We start from the raw sequence: 21,107 nt of genomic DNA, 5'->3' as shown, positions 1-21,107 counted from the left end.
TCATGACCCAACGCCGACAGGCGTGTCATGCTTTCCGGCCTTAATCCCGAGTGCGTACAGCGCTCAGTCGACGACCAGCTAGCCCTAGCAGAGCTTGCGACGTGCGAGAGCGTTAAGGCTATGCATCAAGAACTGGCGGCATTGTACCGCGCCCAGCTTGTCTGCTTGCTAGCGGCCGAGGTTCTGGTCGATGATGTAGCTGGCGTCGCGTACGACCGAGCAGCCTGAGAGGCTCAGATATGGAAGGAGCCGCAACCCCGTCGGGCGCGGCTCTACCATCCACAACCTGTCTGCCACTTTGCTGCGCACTGCTTAAGCGTTGCGCTTGAAATCTGGCGAATGTCCACATTTGGGGGTAAGCAGTCCGACCGCTCCCGGAGGCGAAGTCTATCAACTGCGCCGCACTGCGGCCGCTTTGACCCGCGCTGGCCCTATTTTCGATTGAGCTGAAATGGTTTAACCCGGGTCAAGGATTTGCCAGGGGGCTTGTCCTCCTCTGGACAGCCACATGATCCGTTCTCAGCCTGTAAGCTTCGCCGACCGGATCGTGATTTGGTCGATCGATCTTCGGTTATCTCAGGGCACCCGCTATATATTGGCGTCGATCATAATCCTGGCCGTCGGTTTGGCGCGTGTCGCATTCGTGCCCGATACCCTGCCATGGCTGCTTTTCATTCCGGCAACGATCGCTATCGCCTTGATCATGGGCAAGGGGCCCGGTCTGTTAGCGGCCTTTCTTTCGGCTGCCACCGGCGTCGTAACCCTCGGCCGGATTGACCATCCAACATGGGTGCCCCCGCAGCAGTGGCTGGCGGCCTCCCTATTCCTGATCGTCATGATCGGCCTCGTCATGCTGACTGCCGAATTGCGCGAGTCACTGCGCCGAACACGACGCTTGAACGAGGAATTGGTCGAGAGCGAGCGACGGGCGGTGGAGCGACAAGCCTTCCTGTCCGGAGTGTTGGCCAGTTCGACTGATTGCATCAAGGTGCTCGATCTCGAAGGCAAGCTGACCTTCATGAGTGAAGGCGGTCAGCGGGTCATGGAAGTCAGCGACTTCAACGAGGTCGCCGGCTGTCCTTGGCCGGACTTCTGGCGGGATGCCGGTAACGCGGAGGCCAAAGCCGCCGTTGCCGCGGCAAAGGAAGGCGAAGCCCGCAGCTTCATTGGCAAGGCGGATACTTATCGTGGCACACCGAAATGGTGGCATGTCGCGGTCAGCCCGATCGCAGGGTCGGACGGTCGTCCTGACCGTATCCTGTCCGTCTCACGCGACATTACGAACCTACGGGCGAGCGAAGAGGAACGCGACCGGTTCGTGCGTCTTGCCGAAAATAGCACCGACTTCATCGGCATGGCGCGGACGGACGGCAGCGTCTTTTACCTGAATGATGCAGCCAAACGGCTCGTCGGTTTAGAAGATGCGGCCATCGAGCATCTATCCATCACTGACTTTTTTGCGCCCGAACAGGCTGAAAAAATTGCGGATGAGGTTCTGCCGGCGGTTGAGCGGAATGGTCATTGGGCGGGGGAGGTGGACTTCCGGCATTTCCGCACAAGCGCGCCAATCCCGGTGCTCTACTCCGTGTTCCCCATTACCGATGCGACGGGCGTCCTGATCGGCTATGGCACTGTCACCCGCGACTTCCGCGAGCGGCGACGCGCAGAAGACGACATGCGTCTGCTGAATGGTGAGTTGGCGCACCGCCTGAAGAACGTCCTTGCCGTTGTACAGTCAGTCGCGGCCCAGACATTGCGCGGCATCCCGGAAGCTGCACGGGCAAGCCAGAACCTTTCGGCACGTTTGGTGGCACTGGGCGGTGCGACAGATGTGCTAACCGGCAGTTCCTGGCGATCAGCCGATTTGGGCGAAGTCGCATCCCGCGCCTTGTCCCCGCACGGCCATCTTGGCGAGCGCATCATCTTGTCAGGGCCTTCGGTGACGCTGAAGCCAGAAGTGACCGTCGCCTTCGCCCTCGCGCTGCATGAGCTCGCGACAAACGCCGCCAAATACGGTGCACTGTCGAACGGGACAGGCAGAGTGATGCTGACCTGGTCGGTGGACGGTCTCGACGAAGATGCGACGCTTGCAATTGTCTGGCGCGAAGTGGGAGGCCCCCTTATTACGCCCCCCGAGCGTAAGGGGTTCGGTTCGGTCCTGATCGAGCGATCGCTTCGTTCCTATTTCAGCGGCAAGGCCGCAACCGACTATCGACCTGAAGGTTTGGTCTTTGAACTCGAAACGCGGCTTGGAGACGCCGCCATCGTGACCGGGAAATAATCGTGGGTCAGAGCACGCCGATCGGCAGCAAGACAATCCTGATTGTCGAGGACGAGGCACTGGTCCGATTCGACCTGGTGGACTTCTTCACGCACGCGAAGTGGCGGGTGTTCGAGGCAGAGAATGCGGACGAGGCCATCGCCATCCTCGACGAGCATAAGGAGATCCGTGTTGTCCTCACTGACGTGCAGATGCCCGGATCGATGGATGGGGTGAAGTTGGCGCACTACGTCCGCGAGCGCTTCCCACCAACCGTACTTTTCGTTGTATCTGGCAACGCGCCGATCCCGGAAAACGAACTGCCGGTGCGAGCGATGTTCCTGCCCAAACCGTTCGATCCATATCGCCTGCTGCGGCAGATTGAGGATATGGCGCGTCCGTAGAGCGCGGCCGCCGCGAACGCGAACAACCCTGTGATACGGCGAACTATTGCTCGCAGCCGGCGTCCGTTCGTGGCGCTCCCAGCTCATGAACAGACGTCTGGGTTTGGGCGGAAGCGGAATGTCCGCTCCTGGGCGTCACCGGTCAGTTAACAACCGGCCTCTTCACGTTCCAGCCGACTTCTGCGCAGCGGTGCTGCTTGCATAAGCCGCTGGCAACCACCTGCTGACGCACTCTTTGAGCTCGATCCTGCACTATACCGGTTCGAACGCCACGAACAGCCGACCGGCCGAAGCGGGCATGCGAGCGAACCGCTGAAGGTAGTCTTCGAGGACCGCTGCCTCGACGGGTTGCCCGTTCCAAAGGATGTCACCGTCACGAGGCACCCGCACGGAATAGCCGTCCAATATGCCGCTCGACCTGTCGGGTGGAAGAGACGCATAAGTTGCCGACGCTTTCGCCCCTGGTGCGTCCGTTGCGTTGTCAGATGGATTGCAACCGCACGGCAGCGCGGCGGCGATTAGCATAAGGAATCTGACCATACGCTCGCTGATGCCAGCAAAGGTAAGCGTCCGCTATTGGGCGGTAGCGGACGTAAACGACGCGGTCCCGGACTAGAGCCCCGCCCCCAGTGTCCAATGCCCGTCGGCATAGCGGATGACTTTAACGGCAAAATTGTGCGACAAACCACCATGCTCGTACGTGAGAATAATCTCGCATCCTCGGCCTACTGCTGAGATGAAGCGCTGTTGCGGCGGCGAGTCTGGGAACACCACGTCGCCCCCCCGGAATGGCGCGTCATGCTCCGCCATAGGCCCTACCGCCGCCAACGCTTCAGCGGGCAGATCAGCCTTCGAGCGCATCGTCACCTGATGGAACATCGGATAGGGGCAGGTCGCTCCCGCGGCGGCAAGTACAATGAGGATCATGCTGTGACTCAAATAAGTTCGCCCGACGTCCGCAACTGGGTGGTAGCTGCGCCTGGTGATTGGCTCAGGGGAGGGTGCGGCGATGCCGGTGCAAGCCAAAATCGGTAAGCACAACGATATATAGGTGACCTCCCGACTAAACTAAAGTTCATCGATTGCTCGATCGGTGACAGTTTGGTGACAGTCAGCTAGCGCCGTCGGATGAGAAGTTGGCAGGCGCTCCCACGCAGCGCAAAGGTAAAAGTGATCGGTTATGCCGTATCCACGATAAGCGTTGTTTTACTGGCGATTGTGTCTTGGCGCAGCGCAAGCCGTGACCCGGTTCTCACGATCTGCTTGGTGACAGGCGCGGCGTCATCCATAGCAGGGATGATGATGCGCATGTACTCATATGAGGTGCAAAAGGAAGAGGAGGCAGGCTGATTGCGCTTTGCGGCCGGCTGCGTTCGATCGCCTGATGTGCAATCGATCGAACGCGCCTTGTCCGTCTTCAGGAGCAGTTGCCGGCTTCATTTTTTTCTCCAACATGACGGAGATTTCATGATTTTATTTGCGGTTCGATAACATATCGCAATTAACGCGTGTACCATACCATTGAGTAACATGCGGGCGTACCTATGGAAGCGGCTTACCACATCAGTGCTGACACGGATCAGTCTTTCATCGTCATTACATTTAAAGACACGTTTTGGGATTACGATATCAAGACGAAATTCGTGGGCGACACGGTGAAGGCCATTATGTCGCTGGGATGCAAATTCGGCGATCAGCGCATCATCGTCGACTTACGGAATGCCGTCCTTCAGAGTCAGTCCACAATCACGTCTTTGCAGAAGTTTCTGAGCGATCCGAGTGGAGGCAAGGTGGCCTTGGTTGCCGAGACGCCAATGGCTCGGATGCAGACCAAGCGGTTGCAGGTGCGCGACGGGGTGCAAATGTTTCCCACCATTCCTGAAGCCGAAGAGTGGCTCGGGTTGCATTCGCGTTCGTCCGTTGCAGCTTGATCAAAGACGCCGCCACATCGCAATCAGGCTTGCAGCGAAAGCCACCGTCGTCTTCGCCGCATCGACGGCCTAACGACTGTTGCTCGCCAACCTGGAACCGGCAACGCCTGCTTCCTCGTCGAACCGGCAAACGCTCTCGAACACGTCCCAATAGGGGCGCGGCATGCGGTCCTTCAGCCACTTGAGCTCGTCCAGCGCCTCCTGCTGCGACATGCCTTCGACCTGATTGTCGACCACGTCTCGGCTGTGATCGACGGCACGAAGCTGGCAGTCGGCTCGGCTCCAGAGCGCCTGGGTGTGGCGGATTGCGCGCTGCTGCGGCTCGTCGAACAAGCCGGCTGGATCCCGACCGAACCACTGCTCCACGGCAGTGCCGCCGCGGTTCAGCAGCACGTTGACGACCTTCACTTTCGCCGAGTTCGCCGGACAGGTCGACGATCTTGGCCATGGCGAGGTTCGGGATCTGCGCTCCGGGAACGCCGATCGATCGGGCCAGGTTGCCAGTGCGCTCGGCCTCCGACCTCATTGGCCGGGCACGGCGGATGCGGGCGATCGCCTTGAGCTTCGGCTTAGGCATGGACGGGCTCTCCGGCGTGGGTGCCGACAGGCGGGCCGGGGATCGCCAGGCGCCGGTACCGCTCGGCGGTCGCATGGCTCACAACCGGTGGCTCGTTCTCGACGGTTTTCGATGCGGCAAGCCTCGCCTCGATCCACGCCGCGGAATCGGCCTTGCCCTCAGCGCTGACCGGCGCCTCCCAAGCCCGGGACTCGTCGCAAGCTTTCCGCCATCACCCGATCAGCGAGCGGGCCTGCCGAATCAAAGCCGCGGAAAACTGCGCTTTTTGGTATGGTCAGGGTAGGGATGAAACAACGGGATGGCGGAGCGGGAGGGATTCGAACCCTCGATACGCTTTTGGCGTATACTCACTTTCCAGGCGAGCGCCTTCGACCACTCGGCCACCGCTCCGCATTCTCCCGGAAGTGGCGGCGCCTAGCGTGTCGCGGGCCGGATCGCAAGGCGATTGCGCATCGTCGCGGCCTGCGCCAGTCTGAGGCGATGACCGATCTGCTCGCGCTGCTCGCCGCCGTCCTCAGCCCCGCCGCCCAGGCGACGCCGCCGGCGCCCGCCGCCGCGCCGTCGCCGAGCGATCCGCTGCCGGGCGACTGGCGGCCGATCCCCGACGACGAGCTGATGATCGTCACGCTCGGCACCGGCAAGCAGGTGGTGATCCGCCTCGCCGCGGCGCTAGCGCCGGCGCATGTCGGCAACATCCGCACGCTCGCCCGCACGCGCTGGTGGGACGGAACCAGCGTCTATCGCGTCCAGGAAAACTGGGTGACGCAATGGGGCGACCATACCGAGAAGAAGCCGCTGCCCGCCGGTGTCACCGACCGGCCCGCGGCGGAATTCGAGATCGCCGCCTTCCGGCCGGCAGTGCGGATGCGCAAGGCGGACAGTTACTCGAGCGCGTCGGGGATCACCGCCGACGGCTGGCCGGTCGCGACCGACGGCAGGGCGGCCTGGCTGACGCATTGCTACGGCATGGTCGGCGTCGCCCGCGACAATTTACCCAGCACGGGCAGCGGGGCGGAGCTGTTCACGCCGATCGGCCAGTCGGCGCGGCGACTCGACCGCAATTATACGGTCGTCGGGCGGATCGTGGAGGGCATGCCATATCTGTCCGCCCTGCCGCGCAGCGAGGCGGCGATGGGCATGTACGATCGCGACGAGCAGCGCGTGCCGATCGTCTCCGTGCGACTGGCGAGCGACCTGCCGGCGGCGGAGCGGCCGCATTTCCAGTATCGCGCCGCGGACAATCCCCGTTTCGCCGCCGCGGTGGCGAAGCGCGAGAATCCCGAGCCGCCGATGGTTTCGCTGGGCGGTGCAGCGGTGTGCGACGTGCTGCCGGCGGTCCGGCGCGCGCCCTGAGACCGGTGCAGCGCGTCGACCGAAACGATCCGGAACGTCGCAAAGGTCGCATGTAACGCTGCCGGCGCAGACCGAACCGCGGCTGCGCCATCGGCCCGTGGCGCCCACCCGTGCCGGCGCTGCGGAAAGTCTCAAAAGTCGCACCTGCGACGGGGTGCGCGGCCCCGCAACACCGCGTCGGGCCCGGTTGTTCGGTTGCCGGCGGGCGATGAGTCGACGGCGTCAAAGAGCGGGCAGGGCACTGCCGCCCGCATCCTAACGGCCGATGGCGTTGTAGGACAGCGCCGCCGGCGCTGGACATCAGCTCTGCGCGACCCAGTCGGCGACCTGGGCCGCAACCTGGTTGGCGGCCTGGCTGAGCCCGGTGCCGGCATTGGCCGCGTCGATCGCGCCGACCGGCACACGCGCCTCGAAGCGGCGCTTCTCGACCGTCTGCTTGCCGGCGCGGGTCAGCGCCGCGTCATAGACGACCACCGCCTGGCGCTGCCCGGCGTCAAAGCCGAACTGGCGCAGCTCACCGGCCAGCGTCGCGCTGGGATCGCCGATCGACTGCACCGTCGACAGGACCACCATATTGCTGCGCGTCGTCAGCGCATCGGCGAGCAGCCGCGCGAACAGCCGCGACGGCGGTTCGGACCATTGCGCGTTCTTGACGTAGGCGACCTCGGTCGGGGTGGTCCACACCGGCACGCGCGCGACCGCGATTGCGGCGGGGCTGGTCGGCACCTGCACAACGATCGAGCGCGCCTTGGCCGAATCCTGCGTCGCGCCGGGCTGTGGCGCGAAACTGGAGGTCAGGGTGAGCAGCTGCGGCGGCGGCTTGGCGCCGAAGCTGATGCAGCCGGCGAGCGGCAGCGCCGCGGCGAGCAGGAGAAGTTTGCGCGTCATGGTCTCACTTGCCCTTGTAGTCGGGGAGCTTCTGCTGGCCGATCAGCGAGCTGGCGCCGCCCTGGTCGACCTTGTCGGCGATCGACGACAGGGCGGTCGCGGTGACGCGCAGGTCGCGGACCAGCCGGTTCGCCTCCGGGATCGTCTGCTTGGAGAAGGTCTGCAGGCCCGGCCGCGCATCCTGGATCGCCGAGTTCAACGTCTCGGCGCTCTGCTTGGCGGCGGCGATCGTCTGGTTGAGGTTGGCGAGCGTCGGCTTGACGTCCTCGGCGAGCACGCCGTTGGTGGTGTCGGCGAGCTTGCCGATCGACTGCGCCGCGTCGCCGGCCTGCTGGATCGCGACCCGCGTCTGCGCCAGCGTCGCCGCAATCTCCGGCCCACGATCGGCGAGCGCACCGCTCAGCCGGTTGGTATTGTCGAGGATGCCGGCGATCGACGCCTGGTTGCGGTCGGACAGCAGGCCGGTCAGTCGCTCGGTCAGCGTCGACAGCCGCTCGAGCAGCTGCGGCGCGCTGTTCAGGATCGCGCCGATGCCGCCCTGCTTGGTCGAGATGACCGGCACGCCATAGGGGCAGAGCTGCGCATTGGGCTCTTCCGGGCATTTGATCTCGGGCGCGCCCTTGCGGCCGCCGTCGAGCGCGACGGTGCTGGTGCCGGTGAAGCTGCCCTGTATCGTCGCGGTCGTGCCCTGCAGGATCGGCGTGTCGTTGTTGACCGTGACGCGGACGCGGACGAACTGCGGATCGGGCTTCCACAACAGGATCTGCTTCACCTGGCCGCTCGGCACGCCGGAATAGGTGACGGTGGATCCCTTGGCGAGGCCGTCGACGCTCTGCTTGAAGAAGATGTCGTATTCCTTCACCGACTCGCCGCCCAGCCGGGCGATCCAGACGGTGAAGATGGCAAGGACGGCGAGCAGGATCAGCACCACCGCGCCGACGATCACATGGTTGGAACGGGTTTCCATCAGTCGGTCCTCGCCTGCTGCGCGGGTGTCTCGGTGGCGGCGGCACCGGAGTCCTGGAGTTGCTGTTGCTTCACGTCGGTCGGATGCGCCGCCGCCTGGGCATCGGCGGATGCCGCGGCGCGCTCCTTCGAATCGATCGCGGCGCGGCCACGCGGGCCGTTGAAATATTCCTGGATCCACGGGTGATCGAGCGCGAGCAATTCGTCGATCGTGCCGACCGCGATCACCTTCTTGTCGGCGAGCACGGCGATCCGGTCGCAGATCGCATAGAGCGTGTCGAGATCGTGGGTGATCAGGAAGACGGTGAGGCCGAGCGTCTTCTGCAGCGACTTGGTCAGATCGTCGAAGGCGGCGGCGCCGATCGGGTCGAGGCCGGCGGTCGGTTCGTCGAGGAACAGCAGTTCGGGATCGAGCGCCAGTGCGCGGGCGAGGCCGGCACGCTTGCGCATGCCGCCCGACAGCTCGGCGGGATATTTCGGTCCGGCGTCGGCGGGCAGGCCGGTCATCACCACCTTGTACGCCGCGATCTCCGCCATCAGCGCCGGCGGCAGTTCCTTGTAGAATTCGCGCAAGGGCACTTCGACATTCTCGGCAACGGTCAGCGTCGAGAACAGCGCGCCGCCCTGGAACAGCACGCCCCAGCGTTTGCGGATCTCGACCGCCTCGGTCTCCTCGCGGCCGATCGTCGGTTCGCCGAACACGGTGATCTCGCCCGCGACCGGCGTCTGCAGACCGATGATCGAGCGCATCAGCACCGACTTGCCGGTGCCCGAGCCGCCGACGACGCCGAGGATTTCGCCGCGGCGCACCTCCAGGTCGAGGCCGTCGTGGATGATCGAATCGCCGAAGGCGTTCTTCAGGCCGCGGACCTGGATGACGGGCGCATCGCCATGGGCGCGGGTGCCGGCGCGGGCCATCAGTTCCACCCCACCCAGGTGAAGAACACCGCGAAGAAGGCGTCCAGCACGATCACCAGGAAGATCGCCTGCACCACCGCCGAGGTGGTGCGCAGGCCGACCTGCTCCGCGTCCGATTCGACCAGCATGCCCTGGAAGCAGCCGGCAATGGCGATGATCGCGCCAAACACCGGCGCCTTGATCAGGCCGATGTACAGGTCGGTGATCGGCACCACCTCGCGAATCCGCTGCATGAAAGTGACGGGCGGGATGTCGAGCCCGATCCAGCAGAGCAGCCCGCCGCCGATCATCGCGATCAGCGACGAATAGAAGCCGAGCAGCGGCATCAGCAGCACCGCGGCAATGGTGCGCGGCAGCACCAGCGCCTCCATCGGCGAGACGCCGATCGTGCGCATCGCGTCGATCTCCTCGGTCAGCTTCATCGTGCCGAGCTGCGCGGCGAAGGCGGAGCCGGACCGGCCGGCGACCATGATCGCGGTCATCAGCACGCCGAGCTCGCGCAGCGTCAGCCGGCCGACGAGGTTGATCGTGAACACCTCCGCGCCGAACTGGCGCAGCTGCACCGCGCCCTGCTGGGCGATGACGATGCCGATCAGGAAGCTCATCAGGCCGACGATCGCCAAAGCCTGCACGCCGACCACCTCGAACCGGTGGACGGTGGCATTGAAGCGGAAGCGCGAGGGATGGCGGATGACATTGCCCAACGCGATCACGGTGGCGCCGAGGAAGCCGAGCAGGCCGTACAGCGTCTTCAGCGCGATGATGACGGCATCGCCGACCTCGCCGACCAGCTGGCCGACGAGACCGCGGCGGCCTTCGCGCAACGCGACGGGCTGGTCGGCAGCGACGACCTGGTCGAGCAGATGGCGGCCATCCTCGTCGAGACCGTCAATGGCCGCGTCGGTACGCACGGCGAGCCGGTGGACCAGCCAGGCGCCGACCGTGTCGATCCGGCCGACATGGTTGAGGTCGATGCGGTCGACCTTGCCCTGCACCTTGTCGAGCCGATCGGGCAGGTCGCCGATCGTGCGCAGCAAGAGGTCGCCGGAGAAGCGCAGCGTGCCGCTGCCATCCTCGCTGAATTCGGCTCTTGCGCTCATCGATCTCGCTCTTGGGCCATTGCGGGACGAACGGCAAGACGCATCCTGCGTACGCCGGACGGTTTGTCCGGTTCAGCCTGGGTCAAAGTAGCACATCCACCGCATGGATGGCGAGGCCGACCAGCCCGCCGACCAATGTGCCGTTGACGCGGATATATTGCAGGTCGCGGCCGACGGCGTTTTCGAGGCGGCGGGTAATCGTGCGCGCATCCCAGCTGCGCACGGTTTCCGAGACGAGCCGGACGATGCCGTCGCCATAATCGGCGGCGATGCCGACGACGGTGCGGCGGACGAAGCGGTTGATCGAGCGCGACAGCCGCGGGTCGCCGCCGAGCGTCTGGCCGAGCTGGCGCAGCAGGTCGCCGAGCTGGCCGTTCATCGCGCCTTCCGGATCGCGGGCGATGGCGAGCAGGCGGCCGCGCGCCTGCTCCCACAGGCCGTCGAGCCAGCGCTGCATCGCCGGATTGTCGATCAGCTCCGCCTTCATCGCCTCGACGCGCAGCGCGGTGTCGGGATCGTGCTGCAGGTCCCAGGCGAGGCGGTCGAGCCCTTCCTCGACCTTGAGGCGCAGGGGATGGTCGGGATTCTCGCTCATCTCGACGATCAGCCGTTCCAGCCCGTCGATCAACTTGTCGGCGACCGTCTCGTCCAGGCCGGTCCAGCGCATCACCGAGCCGGCGCGCTCATGGACCATCTGGCGGATGAGATGTTCGTTCGCGGCGAGCGCCTTCGCCGACCAGCGGATCGCCGAGTCGAGCAGCGGCGCATGGCGGTTGCCGGCGATCATCGCGGTCAGCAGCTGGCCGAGGATCGGGGCAAGGGCGGTGTCGCGCAGGCGGCCGGCGATCCCCGCCTTGACCATGCCGCCGAGCCGCTGCGGGTCGAGCCCCTCGAGCAGTTGCGCGACCATCTTGGACGCGCCCTGGCGAAAGCGGCCGCCGGCGCCTTCCGGCGGGTCGGTCAGCCAGCGGACGATGGCGCCGGCGACGTCGAGCCGGCGCATGCGGCGCGCGATCACCACCGGCTGCAGGAAGTTGGTGCGCAGGAAGACGGCGAGCGTGTCGCCGATCCGGTCCTTGTTGCGCGGCACGATCGCGGTGTGCGGGATCGGCAGGCCGAGCGGATGGCGGAACAGGGCGGTGACCGCGAACCAGTCGGCGAGGCCGCCGACCATCGCCGCCTCGCTGAACGCCTGGACGAAGCCCCAGGCGGGGTGGACCGGCGCCAGCGCGCGGCTGGCGAGGAACAGCGCCGCCATCGCCACCAGCAAGGCGGTCGCGACCAGCCGCATGCGGACCAGCGCGGGCGGTGTCGCCTCTGGCATGGCGCTGGCGCGGGTGGCGGTGATCATCCCCGAAACAATCCCCGAACGACGGGAATGTTCAAGGGGGAAGCTTGCGATGCTGCTGCCGCCTCCGGGATGGGAGGGTGTGCCGTCGGGCCGCCGTCCCGATCTTCGTCATCCCGGCGCACGCCGGGACCCATGGGCAGGAGACATCGGCGGTCGTGCGATGCCTCTGCCGTCCCGTATCCATGGGTCCCGGCGTGCGCCGGGATGACGATCACTGGCGCGTCGTCGGCCTCCCCGACCCTCACTCCGCCGGCTGGTCGCCCTCGTAGCCGATGCGGCCCTGCGCGGGGCCGAGCTTGGGTGCGGCCGGGTCGCCGGCGATGCCGACCACCGCGCTGCCGTCGTCGCCGGGGCGGTAGGTGAGCAGGCGCCGGCCGAGGCGCGGGCCGACGAACCGCTCGACCCCGACGGCGAGGCTGAAGGCGGCGGGCACGATCAGCAGCGTGAGGACGGTCGACAGCGTCAGTCCGCCGATCACGACGATGCCCATCGGCGCGCGCCACGATCCGTCGCCGTTCAGCGACAATGCGGTCGGGATCATGCCCGCGACCATCGCCACCGTGGTCATCACGATCGGCTGGGCGCGCTTGTGGCCGGCGTCGATGATCGCGGTCAGCGTGTCGACGCCCTTTGCCATCTCCTCGAGCGCGAAGTCGATCAGCAGGATCGAGTTCTTGGCGACGATGCCGAGCAGCATCAGCAGACCGATGTAGACCGGCAGCGACACCGGCTTGCCCGCCACCCACAGGGCGATCAGGCCGCCGAGCGGCGCAAGCAGCAGCGAGCCCATGTTGACGAACGGCGGCAGCGCGCGGCGATAGAGGAGGACGAGCACCGCGAAGACCAGGAAGGTGCCGCTGACAACCGCGATGACGAAGTTGGTGATCATCTCCTGCTGCCACTTGGCCTGGCCGAGGGTCAGCTTGTTCACGCCGATCGGCAGGTTCTTCATGGTCGGCAGATTGTCGATCTGCTTCTGCGCGACGCCCGACAGCACGCCGGGGGCGAGGTCGGCACCGACGGTGATCTGCCGCTGCTGGTTGACGCGGTCGATCTTGGTCGGGCCGGAGCCGAGGCCGATGTCGGCGACGACGCTCAAGGGTACCGAGCCGCCGTTCTGGGTGGTGACGGGCAGGTTCTGGATCGTCGACAGCTCGGTCCGCGCGCCCTCGTCGAGCGCGACGCGGATCGGCACCTGGCGGTCGGAGAGCGAGAAGCGGGCCGAATTCTGGTCGATGTCGCCCAGGGTCGCGATGCGGATCGCGCTCGACAGCGCCTGCGTCGTCACGCCGAGCTGGGCGGCGAGATCGAGCCGCGGCTTGATCACGATCTCCGGCCGCTGGATGTTGCCGGCGACACGCGGCGCGGTCAGCGAGGGCAGCTTGCTCATCTCGGCGACGATCTGGTTCGCGGTCTTGGTGAGCAGGTCGGGATCGTCGCCGCCGAGCACCACGGTCATGTCGCGGCCCGACGAGCCCCAGCCGAATTGCGAGCGGAAGCCGACGCGCGCATCGGGGATCTTGGCGAGCTGCGGCGCGAGCTGGCGCTCGAATTCGGTGCTCTTGAGCTTGCGGTCGTCCTTCAGCGTCGCGGTGACGCGGCCGGTGTTGACCGAACCGTTGGAGCCGGTGCGGGCGTAGACGGAGGCGACGTCGGGCTGCTTGCGCAGCAGGTCGGCGACCTGGCGGACGACCGCGTCGGTCTGTTCCAGCGTGGTGCCGGGCACCATCTCGATCGTCGCGGTGGAATCGTCCTGGTCCTGTTCGGGGCTGAACTGCGACGGCAGTACCGCGAACATGACCAGCGTCAGCGCAAAGGCGCCGACGCCGATGCCGACCACCCACAGGCGATGATCGCGGAAGCGGCCGAGGATGCGGTGGATGCCGCCGCGCGTCGCGCTCGCCTTGGCGCGGCCGCTGTCGAGCGTCCAGCGCAGCACGCCCATATAGGCGTCCATCAGCCGGCCCTCGCCATGGCTGGCGGGACCGGCGGCCTTGAGGAAATAGGCGGCGATCATCGGCGTGACGAGGCGCGCGACCGCCAGGCTCATCAGCACCGAGACGACGACGGTAAGGCCGAAATTCTTGAAGAACTGGCCGGAAATGCCGGGCATGACGCTGACCGGCAGGAACACCGCGACGATCGCCATCGTCGTCGCCAGCACGGCGAGGCCGATCTCGTCCGCCGCGTCGATCGACGCCTGATAGGCCGATTTGCCCATGCGCATGTGGCGGACGATGTTCTCGATCTCGACGATCGCGTCGTCGACCAGCACGCCGGCGACGAGGCTGAGCGCGAGCAGCGTCATCTGGTTGAGGTTGAAGCCGAGCAGCTCCATGAACCAGAAGGTCGGGATCGCCGACAGCGGGATGGCGAGCGCGGAGATCAGCGTCGCGCGACCGTCGCGCAGGAACAGGAACACGACGATGACGGCGAGGATCGCGCCCTCGATCATCGCGTGGATCGCGCTCTCATATTGCATCTCGGTGTATTTGACGCTGTTCGAGCGCAGCACGAAATGCACCGAGGGGTTGCGCTTCTCGAGATCGGCGAGCTTCTTCACCGCGCCGTTGAACACGCTGACGTCGGACGCGCCCTTGGCGCGCTGGAAGTCGAAACTGATCGCCTGGCGGCCGTCGACCGCCGCGCGGCTGCGCTGTTCGGCATAAAGATCGCGGACCGTGGCGATGTCGGCGAGACGGACGGTGCGGCCGGCCGACACCGGGATCAGCGTCTGGCCGAGGTCGTAGGCGTTCTTGGCATTGCCGAGCACGCGCACCGATTCCTCCGCGCCCGCGATCTCGGCGCGGCCGCCGGCGGCGTTGAGGTTGATCGCGCGCAGCTGCTGGTTGACCTGGCTGGCGGTCAGCCCCTGGCTCTGCAGCTTGGCGGGATCGAGGATGACGCGGATCTCGCGGGTGACGCCGCCGTTGCGGTTGACCGCGGCCATGCCGGGCACCGACAGCAATTCCTTGGTGACGGTATTGTCGATGTACCAGCTGAGCTGTTCCACCGTCATGTCGTTGGAGATCGCCGAATAGCTGGCGAGATCGTTGTCGGTGGTGTTGGCGCGGAACACCTGCGGTTCGAGGATGCCGTCGGGCAGGTTGCTGCGGATCTGCTGGATCGCGCTGCGCACGTCCTCGACCGCGCGGTCGATCGGCGTGCCGATCGTCAGCTGGACGACGGTCTGCGACTGGCCCTCGGTGACGGTGGAGTTGATCTCGTCGACGCCCTGCAGGCTGCGCAGCGCGGATTCGACCTTCTGCGTGACCTGGTTCTCCAGCTCGGTCGGCGCGGCGCCCGGCTGGCTGATGACGACGATCGCGACCGGGAAGTCGATGTCGGGATCGTTGTTGACGCTCATCCGCATGAACGACACGACGCCGGCCAGCGTCAGCGCGACGAACAGCACGATCGGCGGAACCGGGTTGCGGATCGCCCAGGCGGAGATGTTGCGAAAGCTCATGACGATCAGCTCGCCTTGGTGGTGGCAGCGCGGAGCAGCGGCTTGACCTTCTGCCCCGGCGACAGGAAGCCGCCGGCGGATTGGACCACGCGCTCCGTGCCGTCGAGGCCGCTGGCGATGGTGATCCCGGTGTCAAAGACCTGGCCGACCTTGACGTTGCGGCGCTCGACCTTGTCGTCCTTGCCGACGACGTAGACGAAGCTGCCCTTCTCGTCGCTCTGCAGCGCCGAATTGGGCAGCAGCGGCGCCTGGCCGGCCCCGCCGATGATCGTCGCGGTGGCGAAGCCGCCGGGGCGGATCGCATTGTTGTAGGCGACCTGGACGCGGGCGGTGCCCTGGCGCGTCTGCGGGTCGATGATCGGCGACAGTTGCCAGACGGTGCCGGGGAAGCCCTGGGTCGAGCCGACCGGCGTGACGGTGGCGCGCGAGCCGACGTGGAGGCCGGCGAGGTCGGTTTCCGCGACCTGCGCGCGCAGCTCCATCTGGCCGTCCATCGCCATGCGGAACAGGACGCCCGAACCGCTGCTGACGATCTGGCCCGGCTCCGCCTGGCGGGTCAGCACCAGGCCGGCGGCGGGCGCGCGGATGTCGAGCCGGCCGTTGCGCGCCTGCGTCTCGCGCAGCGCCGCCTGGGCGACGCGGACGCGGGCGGCGGCGGCGTCGCGGGTCGCCGCCTTGCGCTGCAGATCGGCCTTGGAGATGAAGCCGCGGTCGACCAGCGCCTGCGCCCGGTCGAGTTCGGCCTGGGCGATGTCCTGATCCGATTTGGCGACGGCGATTTGCGCGGCGAGGCTCTGCGCGGTCTGCGCCTGCACCGACCGGTCGACGGTGGCGAGGACCTGACCGGCCTTCACCCACTGGCCGGGCTCGACCAGCACGCGGGTGATCATGCCGCCTTCACCGGCGACGCCGACCGGCATCTCGCGCTTGGCGGCGAGCGTGCCGGTGGCGTTGACGGTGCGGTCGACCAGCTGGCGGCCGGGAACGATGACGCTGACCAGCGGCAGCTGCTCGCCGCCCTGCGTCTTGGGCGCCTGATGCTTGCGGCCGAACAGCAGCCAGCCGGCGATCACGGCGACCAGGATCACGGCGATGATCCCGACGACGCGGCCCTTGCCGCGCGGCGCGGGCGCGCCGGGCAAGGCGAGCCGCTCTTCCTGTCCGATCATCCCGGTTTCGTAATTCATGCCCGACCCCAATCCTCACCGAACAGCTGTGTTACATGAATATAGCACTTCGCTCAAGCCCCCCGGCGAGCGGTGCCGCGCTGTGCCCGAAATATGCTGCAACCGCAAGGAAAAGGCCCGTTCAGCCAAGGTTGTAGCAGGGTCGGGCAGGGCGCATGGACGACAAGGATCAATAACGGGAGACATAGTGTGAAGCAGGCGATCGGGGTGCGGACGGCGACGGGCGCGGCGATGTTGGCCGCGGCCTTGCTGGTGGCGGTGCCCGCCACGGCGCAACAGGCGACGCAGACGGTGGAGCCGCTGGTGCCGGCCGCCGGCACCGTTCTGGAGGTGAGCGCAGAGGGCCGGACGACGCGGGTGCCCGATCTGGCGACGATCCGCGCCGGCGTGGTGTCGCAGGCGCCGACCGCGGCCGCGGCGCTGTCGGACAATGCGCAGCGGATGGCGCGCGTCATCGCGGCGCTGAAGCGCGCCGGGGTCGCCGAGCGCGACATCGCCACCTCGACGGTCGGGCTGGCGCCGCAATATCGCTATGCCGACAACCAGCCGCCGACGATCACCGGCTATCAGGCGACCAACAGCGTCGCGATCCGCTTTCGCGACGTGGCGCGGGCCGGCACGATCCTCGATGCGCTGGTGGCGCAGGGGGCCAACCAGATCGATGGGCCGAACCTGTCGATCGACAAGCCCGATGCCGCGCTCGACGAGGCGCGCACCGATGCGGTCAAGCGGGCGCGGGCGAAGGCGGACGTCTATGCCGCCGCCGCCGGGCTGCGCGTCGTCCGCATGGTGTCGATCAGCGAGGCCGGCCAGGACGCCGGCGGGCCCGAGCCGGTCCGGCCGATGATGATGATGCGCGTCCAGGCGGAAGCCGCGCCGACGCAGATCGCGCCGGGCGAGAAGGACGTCACCGTGACATTGTCGGTGCGCTTCCTGCTGGGGTGACGCCGAAAAGCGCCTCCCCGCATGTGGGAGGCGCCGCAGGCACCCAAACGAAAAAGGCCGCCCGGTTGCCCGGGCGGCCCTATCGCGTTCAGCCGGGTGAGGCTTAGCGGACGCTGCCGCGACGCACCAGGTTGACGATGCCGAGCAGCACCACCGCACCGAGCAGCGACACCAGGAACGACGTCACCGTCAGCGGCGCGTTGTTGATCGAGCCGCCCGAGATGATCAGGCCGCCGATGAACGCGCCGACCACACCGACGACGATGTTCAGGAAGATGCCCTGCTGCGCGTCAGTGCGCATGATGATGCTGGCGAGCCAGCCGATGACGCCGCCGATGATCAGCCAAAGAATGATACCCATAGGTCCCTCCATTTAGCCCGCGCTGGGCTCTGCCAAAAATACTCTCGAGGCAGGCGAAATGTTCCGCGAGCGTTTCGGTTGCGCCGTTTTCGTCTTGACAGGTCATTTTCCTTTTCCGCCCCGGTGTGAGCCGCTACGGAACGAAGCGTGACCGACGCCGACCGCCTGCTGACCGCCGCCCGCCGCCCCGAGGATGTCGACGCCGCGCTGCGGCCGCGCAGTCTCGACGAATTCGTCGGGCAGCAGGCGGCGCGCGAAAACCTGCGCGTGTTCATCGAGGCGGCGCGCGGGCGCGGCGACGCGCTCGACCATGTGCTGTTCTTCGGCCCGCCGGGCCTCGGCAAGACGACGCTGGCGCAGATCATCGCGCGCGAGATGGGGGTCGGTTTCCGGGCCACCTCCGGTCCGGTGATCGCCAAGTCGGGCGACCTCGCCGCCTTGCTCACCAATCTCGAGGATGGCGACGTGCTGTTCATCGACGAGATCCACCGGCTGCAACCGGCGGTCGAGGAGGTGCTCTATCCGGCGATGGAGGATCGCGCGCTCGACCTGATGATCGGCGAGGGACCGTCGGCGCGCTCGGTGCGCATCGACCTGCCGCGCTTCACATTGGTGGGTGCGACGACGCGGCAGGGGCTGCTGACGACGCCGCTGCGCGATCGGTTCGGCATTCCGGTGCGGCTGCAATTCTACACGGTCGAGGAACTGACCCGGGTGGTCAGCCGCGCAGCGGGGCTGCTCGACCTCGGCATTGCCGCCGATGGCGCGGCGGAGATCGCGCGGCGGGCGCGCGGCACGCCGCGCATCGCCGGACGGCTGCTGCGCCGGGTGCGCGACTTCGCCAATGTCGCCGGCGCCGCGGTGGTCGACGCCGCGGTCGCCGACCGCGCGCTCAACCGGCTGGAGGTCGATACGCTCGGCCTCGACGCAATGGACCGGCGCTATCTGACGATGATCGCCGACATCTATCGCGGCGGGCCGGTCGGCGTCGAGACGCTGGCGGCCGGCCTGTCCGAACCGCGCGACACGATCGAGGAGGTGATCGAACCCTATCTCATCCAGCTCGGCCTCGTCGCCCGCACCGCCCGGGGCCGGGTGCTCAACGCCGGCGGCTGGAAGCATCTCGGCCTCAACCCGCCGGTCGGCAGCCAGGACGGCCTGTTCGATTCCTGATCGTCAGCGGATCAGCCAATAGACCGCCAGCGCGGCGATGCCGCCGCAGATCGCCGCGACGAACAACGACAGCAGCCCGGCGGCGACCGACCCCTTCTGTCGCCGCGCGAAGCCGGCGCGGTTGCCCGGCTTGCCGAACAGCATCTCGATCCCGCCGGTGCCGAGGCCGGCAAGCGCGGCCATCGCCAGCGTGACGAGCGCGCCGGCCAGCGTCGAGGCGGCGACGACCAGCGCCGGCAGCAGCGCGAACGGCGCCGCCATCGCCAGCGCGGCGGCAAGCTTGGCGCGGCGGACGACGCCGGTGGCGACCGGCGCGACCGCGAGCAGCTCCGGCGCGTCCTCTGCCGACAGCGTCAGCCAGGCGAGGCTGCCGGCGAGCTGGCTGGCGATCAGCACCCCGGCGGCGGCGAGCGGCGGCGCGAACGAGCCGTCGCCGCCGCGATGCTGCATGCCGACGAACACCAGCGGCAGCAGATAGACGAGGCGCAGCACGATCTGCGCGAGCAACGCCGGGTCGCGGGCGAGCAGCCGCCATTCCTTGGCGAAGATGGTGCGGCGCAGCGAGGCATGGAACAGGCCGGCGAGGCCGCGCGAGCGGACGCGGCGCCGCGACAGGCGCATGCCGCCGTCGACATAGGTCGACAGGAAGCGCCGCTCCAGCACCACGCCGACCGCGACGAACAGCGCGATCGACACCAGCCCGATCAGCGACAAAGCGGTGCCGTCGCCGAAGGCGGCGCGCAGCGGCAGCAGGCTCCAGCCGCTGCGGCCGATGCCGTGTTCGGCGAACCATGCGAACAGCGACCGGCGCGTGCCGCTGCCGCTGTGGCTGGCGATCTGGGTGGCGAGGAAGAAGGCGCCGCCGAGCACCGCCGCCGCGATCTGGCCGACGGTGCGCGCCGCGCGCGGCCCGGCGACCGCCGCGATCAGCAGCGTCAGCGCAAGGCCGATCGCCGCCGCGGCAAGGGCGAGCGCGACCAGCAGGGCGGCGGTGCCGAACAGGCGGGGGTGGCCGAGCGTCGCGACCGGCAGCACGATCGGCAGCAGCAGCGCGGCATAGACGGTGACCACCGACGCCGCGATGCCGAGCAATTTGGCGAGGATCGCCGCGCGTGGCGGCAGCGGCGCGGTGAGCAGCAGGTCGAGGTCGCGGGCGCCGTAGAGCGTCTGCTGGCTGGCGATCATCGCCTGGGTCGTCATCAGCGAGGTGACGAGCAGCGTCATGCCGAACAGCGGCACGGCGAGCCAGGGGTGGGGCGCGATCGGCGTGTCGCGCAGCCCGATCGCCAGCGCGATGCCGCCAAGGATGTAGAGGCCGAGCAGCACGCCGAGGATCAGCGCGCTGCCCCAGCCGCGCGGCCGCCCGCGCCATGCCAGCCGCATCTCATGGCCGATCAGCCAGGGCAGGGAACCGGGTCGGGTCATCGCCTCAATGCCCGCCGGTCAGCCGGATGAACGTGTCTTCCAGCGTCAGTCCCTCCGTTCCCGCCTGGTGGCGCAGCTCGGCGAGCGTGCCCTCGGCCATCAGGCGACCGTCGGCGAGGATGCCGATCCGGTCGGCCATCCGCTCGGCGACGTCGAGGATGTGGGTGGTGACGATCACCGTCTTGCCGGCATCGACCTGCGCGCGCAGCGCGTCCTTGACGCTGCGCGCCATCGCCGCGTCGAGCCCGGTCAGCGGTTCGTCGAGGATCAGCAGGCGCGGATCGTGGATCAGCGCGCCGGCGAGCGCGACCTTCTGCTTCATCCCGCGCGAGAAACCCTCGCAGCGGGTGTCGCGCTGGTCCCATAGTTCGAGCCAGTGGAGCAGCCGTTTCGCCTCCGCGGTGGCATGGCCGGGGTCCATCCGCCACAGGCCGGCGACGAAGGCGAGATATTCCGCCGGGGTCAATTTGTCGTAGAGCATCGGCTCGTCGGGCAGCCAGGCGGTGATCGCCTTGGCGGCGAGCGGATCGCGCCGCGCGTCGATGCCGAAGATGCGGATCTGGCCGGCGTCGGGCCGGGCGAGGCCGGTGACCATGCGCAGCGTCGTCGTCTTACCCGCGCCGTTCGCGCCGAGCAGCGCATAGAGTTCGCCCGCCCGGATGGTGAGGTCGAGGTCGGCGATGACCGGGCGGTCGAATCGTTTGGTGAGGCCGCGCACGGCCAGCGCCGCGACCGGCGGGGAGGGGTCGGGATCATTCATGTCGGGCATAGCGTCGCCGATCCCGCGCCCGCGGACAAG

Annotated in this window: 19 protein-coding genes and 1 tRNA gene; 6 read left to right on the top strand and 14 right to left on the bottom strand. The window is 67.4% G+C overall.

Going from position 1 to position 21,107, the window contains the following annotated elements:
• The first annotated feature begins 508 nt into the window (after positions 1 to 508).
• Positions 509 to 2,281 (top strand): PAS domain-containing protein, encoded by a 1,773-nt coding sequence (locus tag ACU5AX_RS07785; protein ID WP_446690319.1) that lies wholly within the window; start codon positions 509 to 511, stop codon positions 2,279 to 2,281.
• 2 nt (positions 2,282 to 2,283) lie between these two features.
• Positions 2,284 to 2,664 (top strand): response regulator, encoded by a 381-nt coding sequence (locus ACU5AX_RS07780; RefSeq protein ID WP_446690318.1) that lies wholly within the window; start codon positions 2,284 to 2,286, stop codon positions 2,662 to 2,664.
• A gap of 612 nt (positions 2,665 to 3,276) precedes the next feature.
• Here the strand turns inward: ACU5AX_RS07780 and ACU5AX_RS07775 are convergent.
• Together ACU5AX_RS07775 and ACU5AX_RS07770 are read right to left on the bottom strand one after the other, a co-directional pair.
• On the bottom strand, positions 3,277 to 3,591 hold the full coding sequence (locus ACU5AX_RS07775) for a hypothetical protein (RefSeq protein ID WP_446690317.1): 315 nt from the start codon (positions 3,589 to 3,591) through the stop codon (positions 3,277 to 3,279).
• 251 nt (positions 3,592 to 3,842) lie between these two features.
• Positions 3,843 to 3,974: a hypothetical protein gene (locus tag ACU5AX_RS07770; RefSeq protein ID WP_269769675.1), complete on the bottom strand. Its 132-nt coding sequence runs from the start codon at positions 3,972 to 3,974 to the stop codon at positions 3,843 to 3,845.
• Between the two features lie 234 nt (positions 3,975 to 4,208).
• On the opposite strand from ACU5AX_RS07770, the gene ACU5AX_RS07765 reads away from it, so the two are divergent.
• Positions 4,209 to 4,595 carry a hypothetical protein gene (locus tag ACU5AX_RS07765; protein ID WP_446690316.1) on the top strand — a complete coding sequence of 129 codons (387 nt, stop codon included), beginning with the start codon at positions 4,209 to 4,211 and terminating at the stop codon, positions 4,593 to 4,595.
• Between the two features lie 69 nt (positions 4,596 to 4,664).
• Here ACU5AX_RS07765 and ACU5AX_RS07760 read toward each other — a convergent pair whose 3' ends face one another.
• Both ACU5AX_RS07760 and ACU5AX_RS07755 read right to left on the bottom strand, forming a co-directional pair.
• Positions 4,665 to 5,003 carry a hypothetical protein gene (locus ACU5AX_RS07760; RefSeq protein WP_446690315.1) on the bottom strand — a complete coding sequence of 113 codons (339 nt, stop codon included), beginning with the start codon at positions 5,001 to 5,003 and terminating at the stop codon, positions 4,665 to 4,667.
• A 468-nt stretch (positions 5,004 to 5,471) separates the two neighbouring features.
• A tRNA-Ser gene (locus tag ACU5AX_RS07755) sits at positions 5,472 to 5,562 on the bottom strand.
• Between the two features lie 90 nt (positions 5,563 to 5,652).
• Here ACU5AX_RS07755 and ACU5AX_RS07750 point away from each other — a divergent pair.
• Positions 5,653 to 6,525 carry a peptidylprolyl isomerase gene (locus ACU5AX_RS07750; RefSeq protein ID WP_446690314.1) on the top strand — a complete coding sequence of 291 codons (873 nt, stop codon included), beginning with the start codon at positions 5,653 to 5,655 and terminating at the stop codon, positions 6,523 to 6,525.
• Positions 6,526 to 6,825: 300 nt separating this feature from the next.
• Here the strand turns inward: ACU5AX_RS07750 and ACU5AX_RS07745 are convergent, their stop codons facing one another.
• From ACU5AX_RS07745 to ACU5AX_RS07715, 7 genes are all read right to left on the bottom strand, one after another.
• Positions 6,826 to 7,413, bottom strand: a complete 588-nt coding sequence (locus tag ACU5AX_RS07745) for an ABC-type transport auxiliary lipoprotein family protein (RefSeq protein ID WP_198351917.1) — start codon at positions 7,411 to 7,413, stop codon at positions 6,826 to 6,828.
• 4 nt (positions 7,414 to 7,417) lie between these two features.
• Complete coding sequence (locus tag ACU5AX_RS07740; protein WP_198351918.1) at positions 7,418 to 8,380, bottom strand: MlaD family protein; 963 nt, start codon at positions 8,378 to 8,380, stop codon at positions 7,418 to 7,420.
• Complete coding sequence (locus ACU5AX_RS07735; protein WP_198351919.1) at positions 8,380 to 9,297, bottom strand: ABC transporter ATP-binding protein; 918 nt, start codon at positions 9,295 to 9,297, stop codon at positions 8,380 to 8,382. The genes ACU5AX_RS07740 and ACU5AX_RS07735 overlap by 1 nt, the downstream gene beginning before the upstream one ends.
• Positions 9,297 to 10,397, bottom strand: coding sequence for an ABC transporter permease (locus tag ACU5AX_RS07730; RefSeq protein ID WP_446690313.1), 1,101 nt, complete (start codon positions 10,395 to 10,397; stop codon positions 9,297 to 9,299). The genes ACU5AX_RS07735 and ACU5AX_RS07730 overlap by 1 nt, the downstream gene beginning before the upstream one ends.
• Positions 10,398 to 10,479: 82 nt before the next feature.
• Entirely contained in the window at positions 10,480 to 11,688 is a 1,209-nt protein-coding gene (locus tag ACU5AX_RS07725) for a DUF445 domain-containing protein (RefSeq protein ID WP_446690490.1), read from the bottom strand.
• A 301-nt stretch (positions 11,689 to 11,989) separates the two neighbouring features.
• Entirely contained in the window at positions 11,990 to 15,217 is a 3,228-nt protein-coding gene (locus ACU5AX_RS07720; protein ID WP_446690312.1) for an efflux RND transporter permease subunit, read from the bottom strand.
• Positions 15,218 to 15,222: 5 nt separating this feature from the next.
• The gene (locus tag ACU5AX_RS07715) at positions 15,223 to 16,404 is read right to left on the bottom strand and encodes an efflux RND transporter periplasmic adaptor subunit (RefSeq protein ID WP_446690311.1); all 1,182 of its coding nucleotides are present in this window, start codon (positions 16,402 to 16,404) and stop codon (positions 15,223 to 15,225) included.
• 231 nt (positions 16,405 to 16,635) lie between these two features.
• Here ACU5AX_RS07715 and ACU5AX_RS07710 point away from each other — a divergent pair, with 231 nt between their 5' ends.
• Positions 16,636 to 17,349 carry an SIMPL domain-containing protein gene (locus ACU5AX_RS07710; RefSeq protein ID WP_446690489.1) on the top strand — a complete coding sequence of 238 codons (714 nt, stop codon included), beginning with the start codon at positions 16,636 to 16,638 and terminating at the stop codon, positions 17,347 to 17,349.
• Between the two features lie 103 nt (positions 17,350 to 17,452).
• Here ACU5AX_RS07710 and ACU5AX_RS07705 read toward each other — a convergent pair whose 3' ends face one another.
• Positions 17,453 to 17,710: a GlsB/YeaQ/YmgE family stress response membrane protein gene (locus ACU5AX_RS07705; protein ID WP_198351923.1), complete on the bottom strand. Its 258-nt coding sequence runs from the start codon at positions 17,708 to 17,710 to the stop codon at positions 17,453 to 17,455.
• Positions 17,711 to 17,857: 147 nt separating this feature from the next.
• On the opposite strand from ACU5AX_RS07705, the gene ruvB reads away from it, so the two are divergent.
• Complete coding sequence (ruvB, locus tag ACU5AX_RS07700) at positions 17,858 to 18,883, top strand: Holliday junction branch migration DNA helicase RuvB (RefSeq protein ID WP_446690310.1); 1,026 nt, start codon at positions 17,858 to 17,860, stop codon at positions 18,881 to 18,883.
• Between the two features lie 3 nt (positions 18,884 to 18,886).
• On the opposite strand, the gene ACU5AX_RS07695 is transcribed toward ruvB, so the two are convergent.
• Both ACU5AX_RS07695 and ACU5AX_RS07690 read right to left on the bottom strand, forming a co-directional pair.
• Entirely contained in the window at positions 18,887 to 20,308 is a 1,422-nt protein-coding gene (locus ACU5AX_RS07695; protein ID WP_446690309.1) for a hypothetical protein, read from the bottom strand.
• 4 nt (positions 20,309 to 20,312) lie between these two features.
• A complete protein-coding gene (locus ACU5AX_RS07690; protein WP_446690308.1) occupies positions 20,313 to 21,077 on the bottom strand; it encodes an ABC transporter ATP-binding protein in 765 nt (254 codons plus the stop codon).
• Positions 21,078 to 21,107: the final 30 nt, after the last annotated feature.

The sequence above is a fragment of the Sphingomonas benefaciens genome, from assembly GCF_052907485.1.
This window is presented reverse-complemented; position numbering and strand designations above follow the sequence as displayed.

Coding starts and splice junctions, on each gene's coding strand:
- ACU5AX_RS07785 (WP_446690319.1), top strand. CDS start 509: ATGATCCGTTCTCAGCCTGTAAGCTTCGCCGACCGGATCGTGATTTGG.
- ACU5AX_RS07705 (WP_198351923.1), bottom strand. CDS start 17,710: ATGGGTATCATTCTTTGGCTGATCATCGGCGGCGTCATCGGCTGGCTC.
- ACU5AX_RS07695 (WP_446690309.1), bottom strand. CDS start 20,308: ATGACCCGACCCGGTTCCCTGCCCTGGCTGATCGGCCATGAGATGCGG.
- ACU5AX_RS07735 (WP_198351919.1), bottom strand. CDS start 9,297: ATGGCCCGCGCCGGCACCCGCGCCCATGGCGATGCGCCCGTCATCCAG.
- ACU5AX_RS07710 (WP_446690489.1), top strand. CDS start 16,636: ATGTTGGCCGCGGCCTTGCTGGTGGCGGTGCCCGCCACGGCGCAACAG.
- ACU5AX_RS07740 (WP_198351918.1), bottom strand. CDS start 8,380: ATGGAAACCCGTTCCAACCATGTGATCGTCGGCGCGGTGGTGCTGATC.
- ACU5AX_RS07770 (WP_269769675.1), bottom strand. CDS start 3,974: ATGCGCATCATCATCCCTGCTATGGATGACGCCGCGCCTGTCACCAAG.
- ACU5AX_RS07720 (WP_446690312.1), bottom strand. CDS start 15,217: ATGAGCTTTCGCAACATCTCCGCCTGGGCGATCCGCAACCCGGTTCCG.
- ACU5AX_RS07730 (WP_446690313.1), bottom strand. CDS start 10,397: ATGAGCGCAAGAGCCGAATTCAGCGAGGATGGCAGCGGCACGCTGCGC.
- ACU5AX_RS07725 (WP_446690490.1), bottom strand. CDS start 11,688: ATGCGGCTGGTCGCGACCGCCTTGCTGGTGGCGATGGCGGCGCTGTTC.
- ACU5AX_RS07745 (WP_198351917.1), bottom strand. CDS start 7,413: ATGACGCGCAAACTTCTCCTGCTCGCCGCGGCGCTGCCGCTCGCCGGC.
- ACU5AX_RS07690 (WP_446690308.1), bottom strand. CDS start 21,077: ATGCCCGACATGAATGATCCCGACCCCTCCCCGCCGGTCGCGGCGCTG.
- ACU5AX_RS07765 (WP_446690316.1), top strand. CDS start 4,209: ATGGAAGCGGCTTACCACATCAGTGCTGACACGGATCAGTCTTTCATC.
- ACU5AX_RS07750 (WP_446690314.1), top strand. CDS start 5,653: ATGACCGATCTGCTCGCGCTGCTCGCCGCCGTCCTCAGCCCCGCCGCC.
- ACU5AX_RS07775 (WP_446690317.1), bottom strand. CDS start 3,591: ATGATCCTCATTGTACTTGCCGCCGCGGGAGCGACCTGCCCCTATCCG.
- ACU5AX_RS07715 (WP_446690311.1), bottom strand. CDS start 16,404: ATGAATTACGAAACCGGGATGATCGGACAGGAAGAGCGGCTCGCCTTG.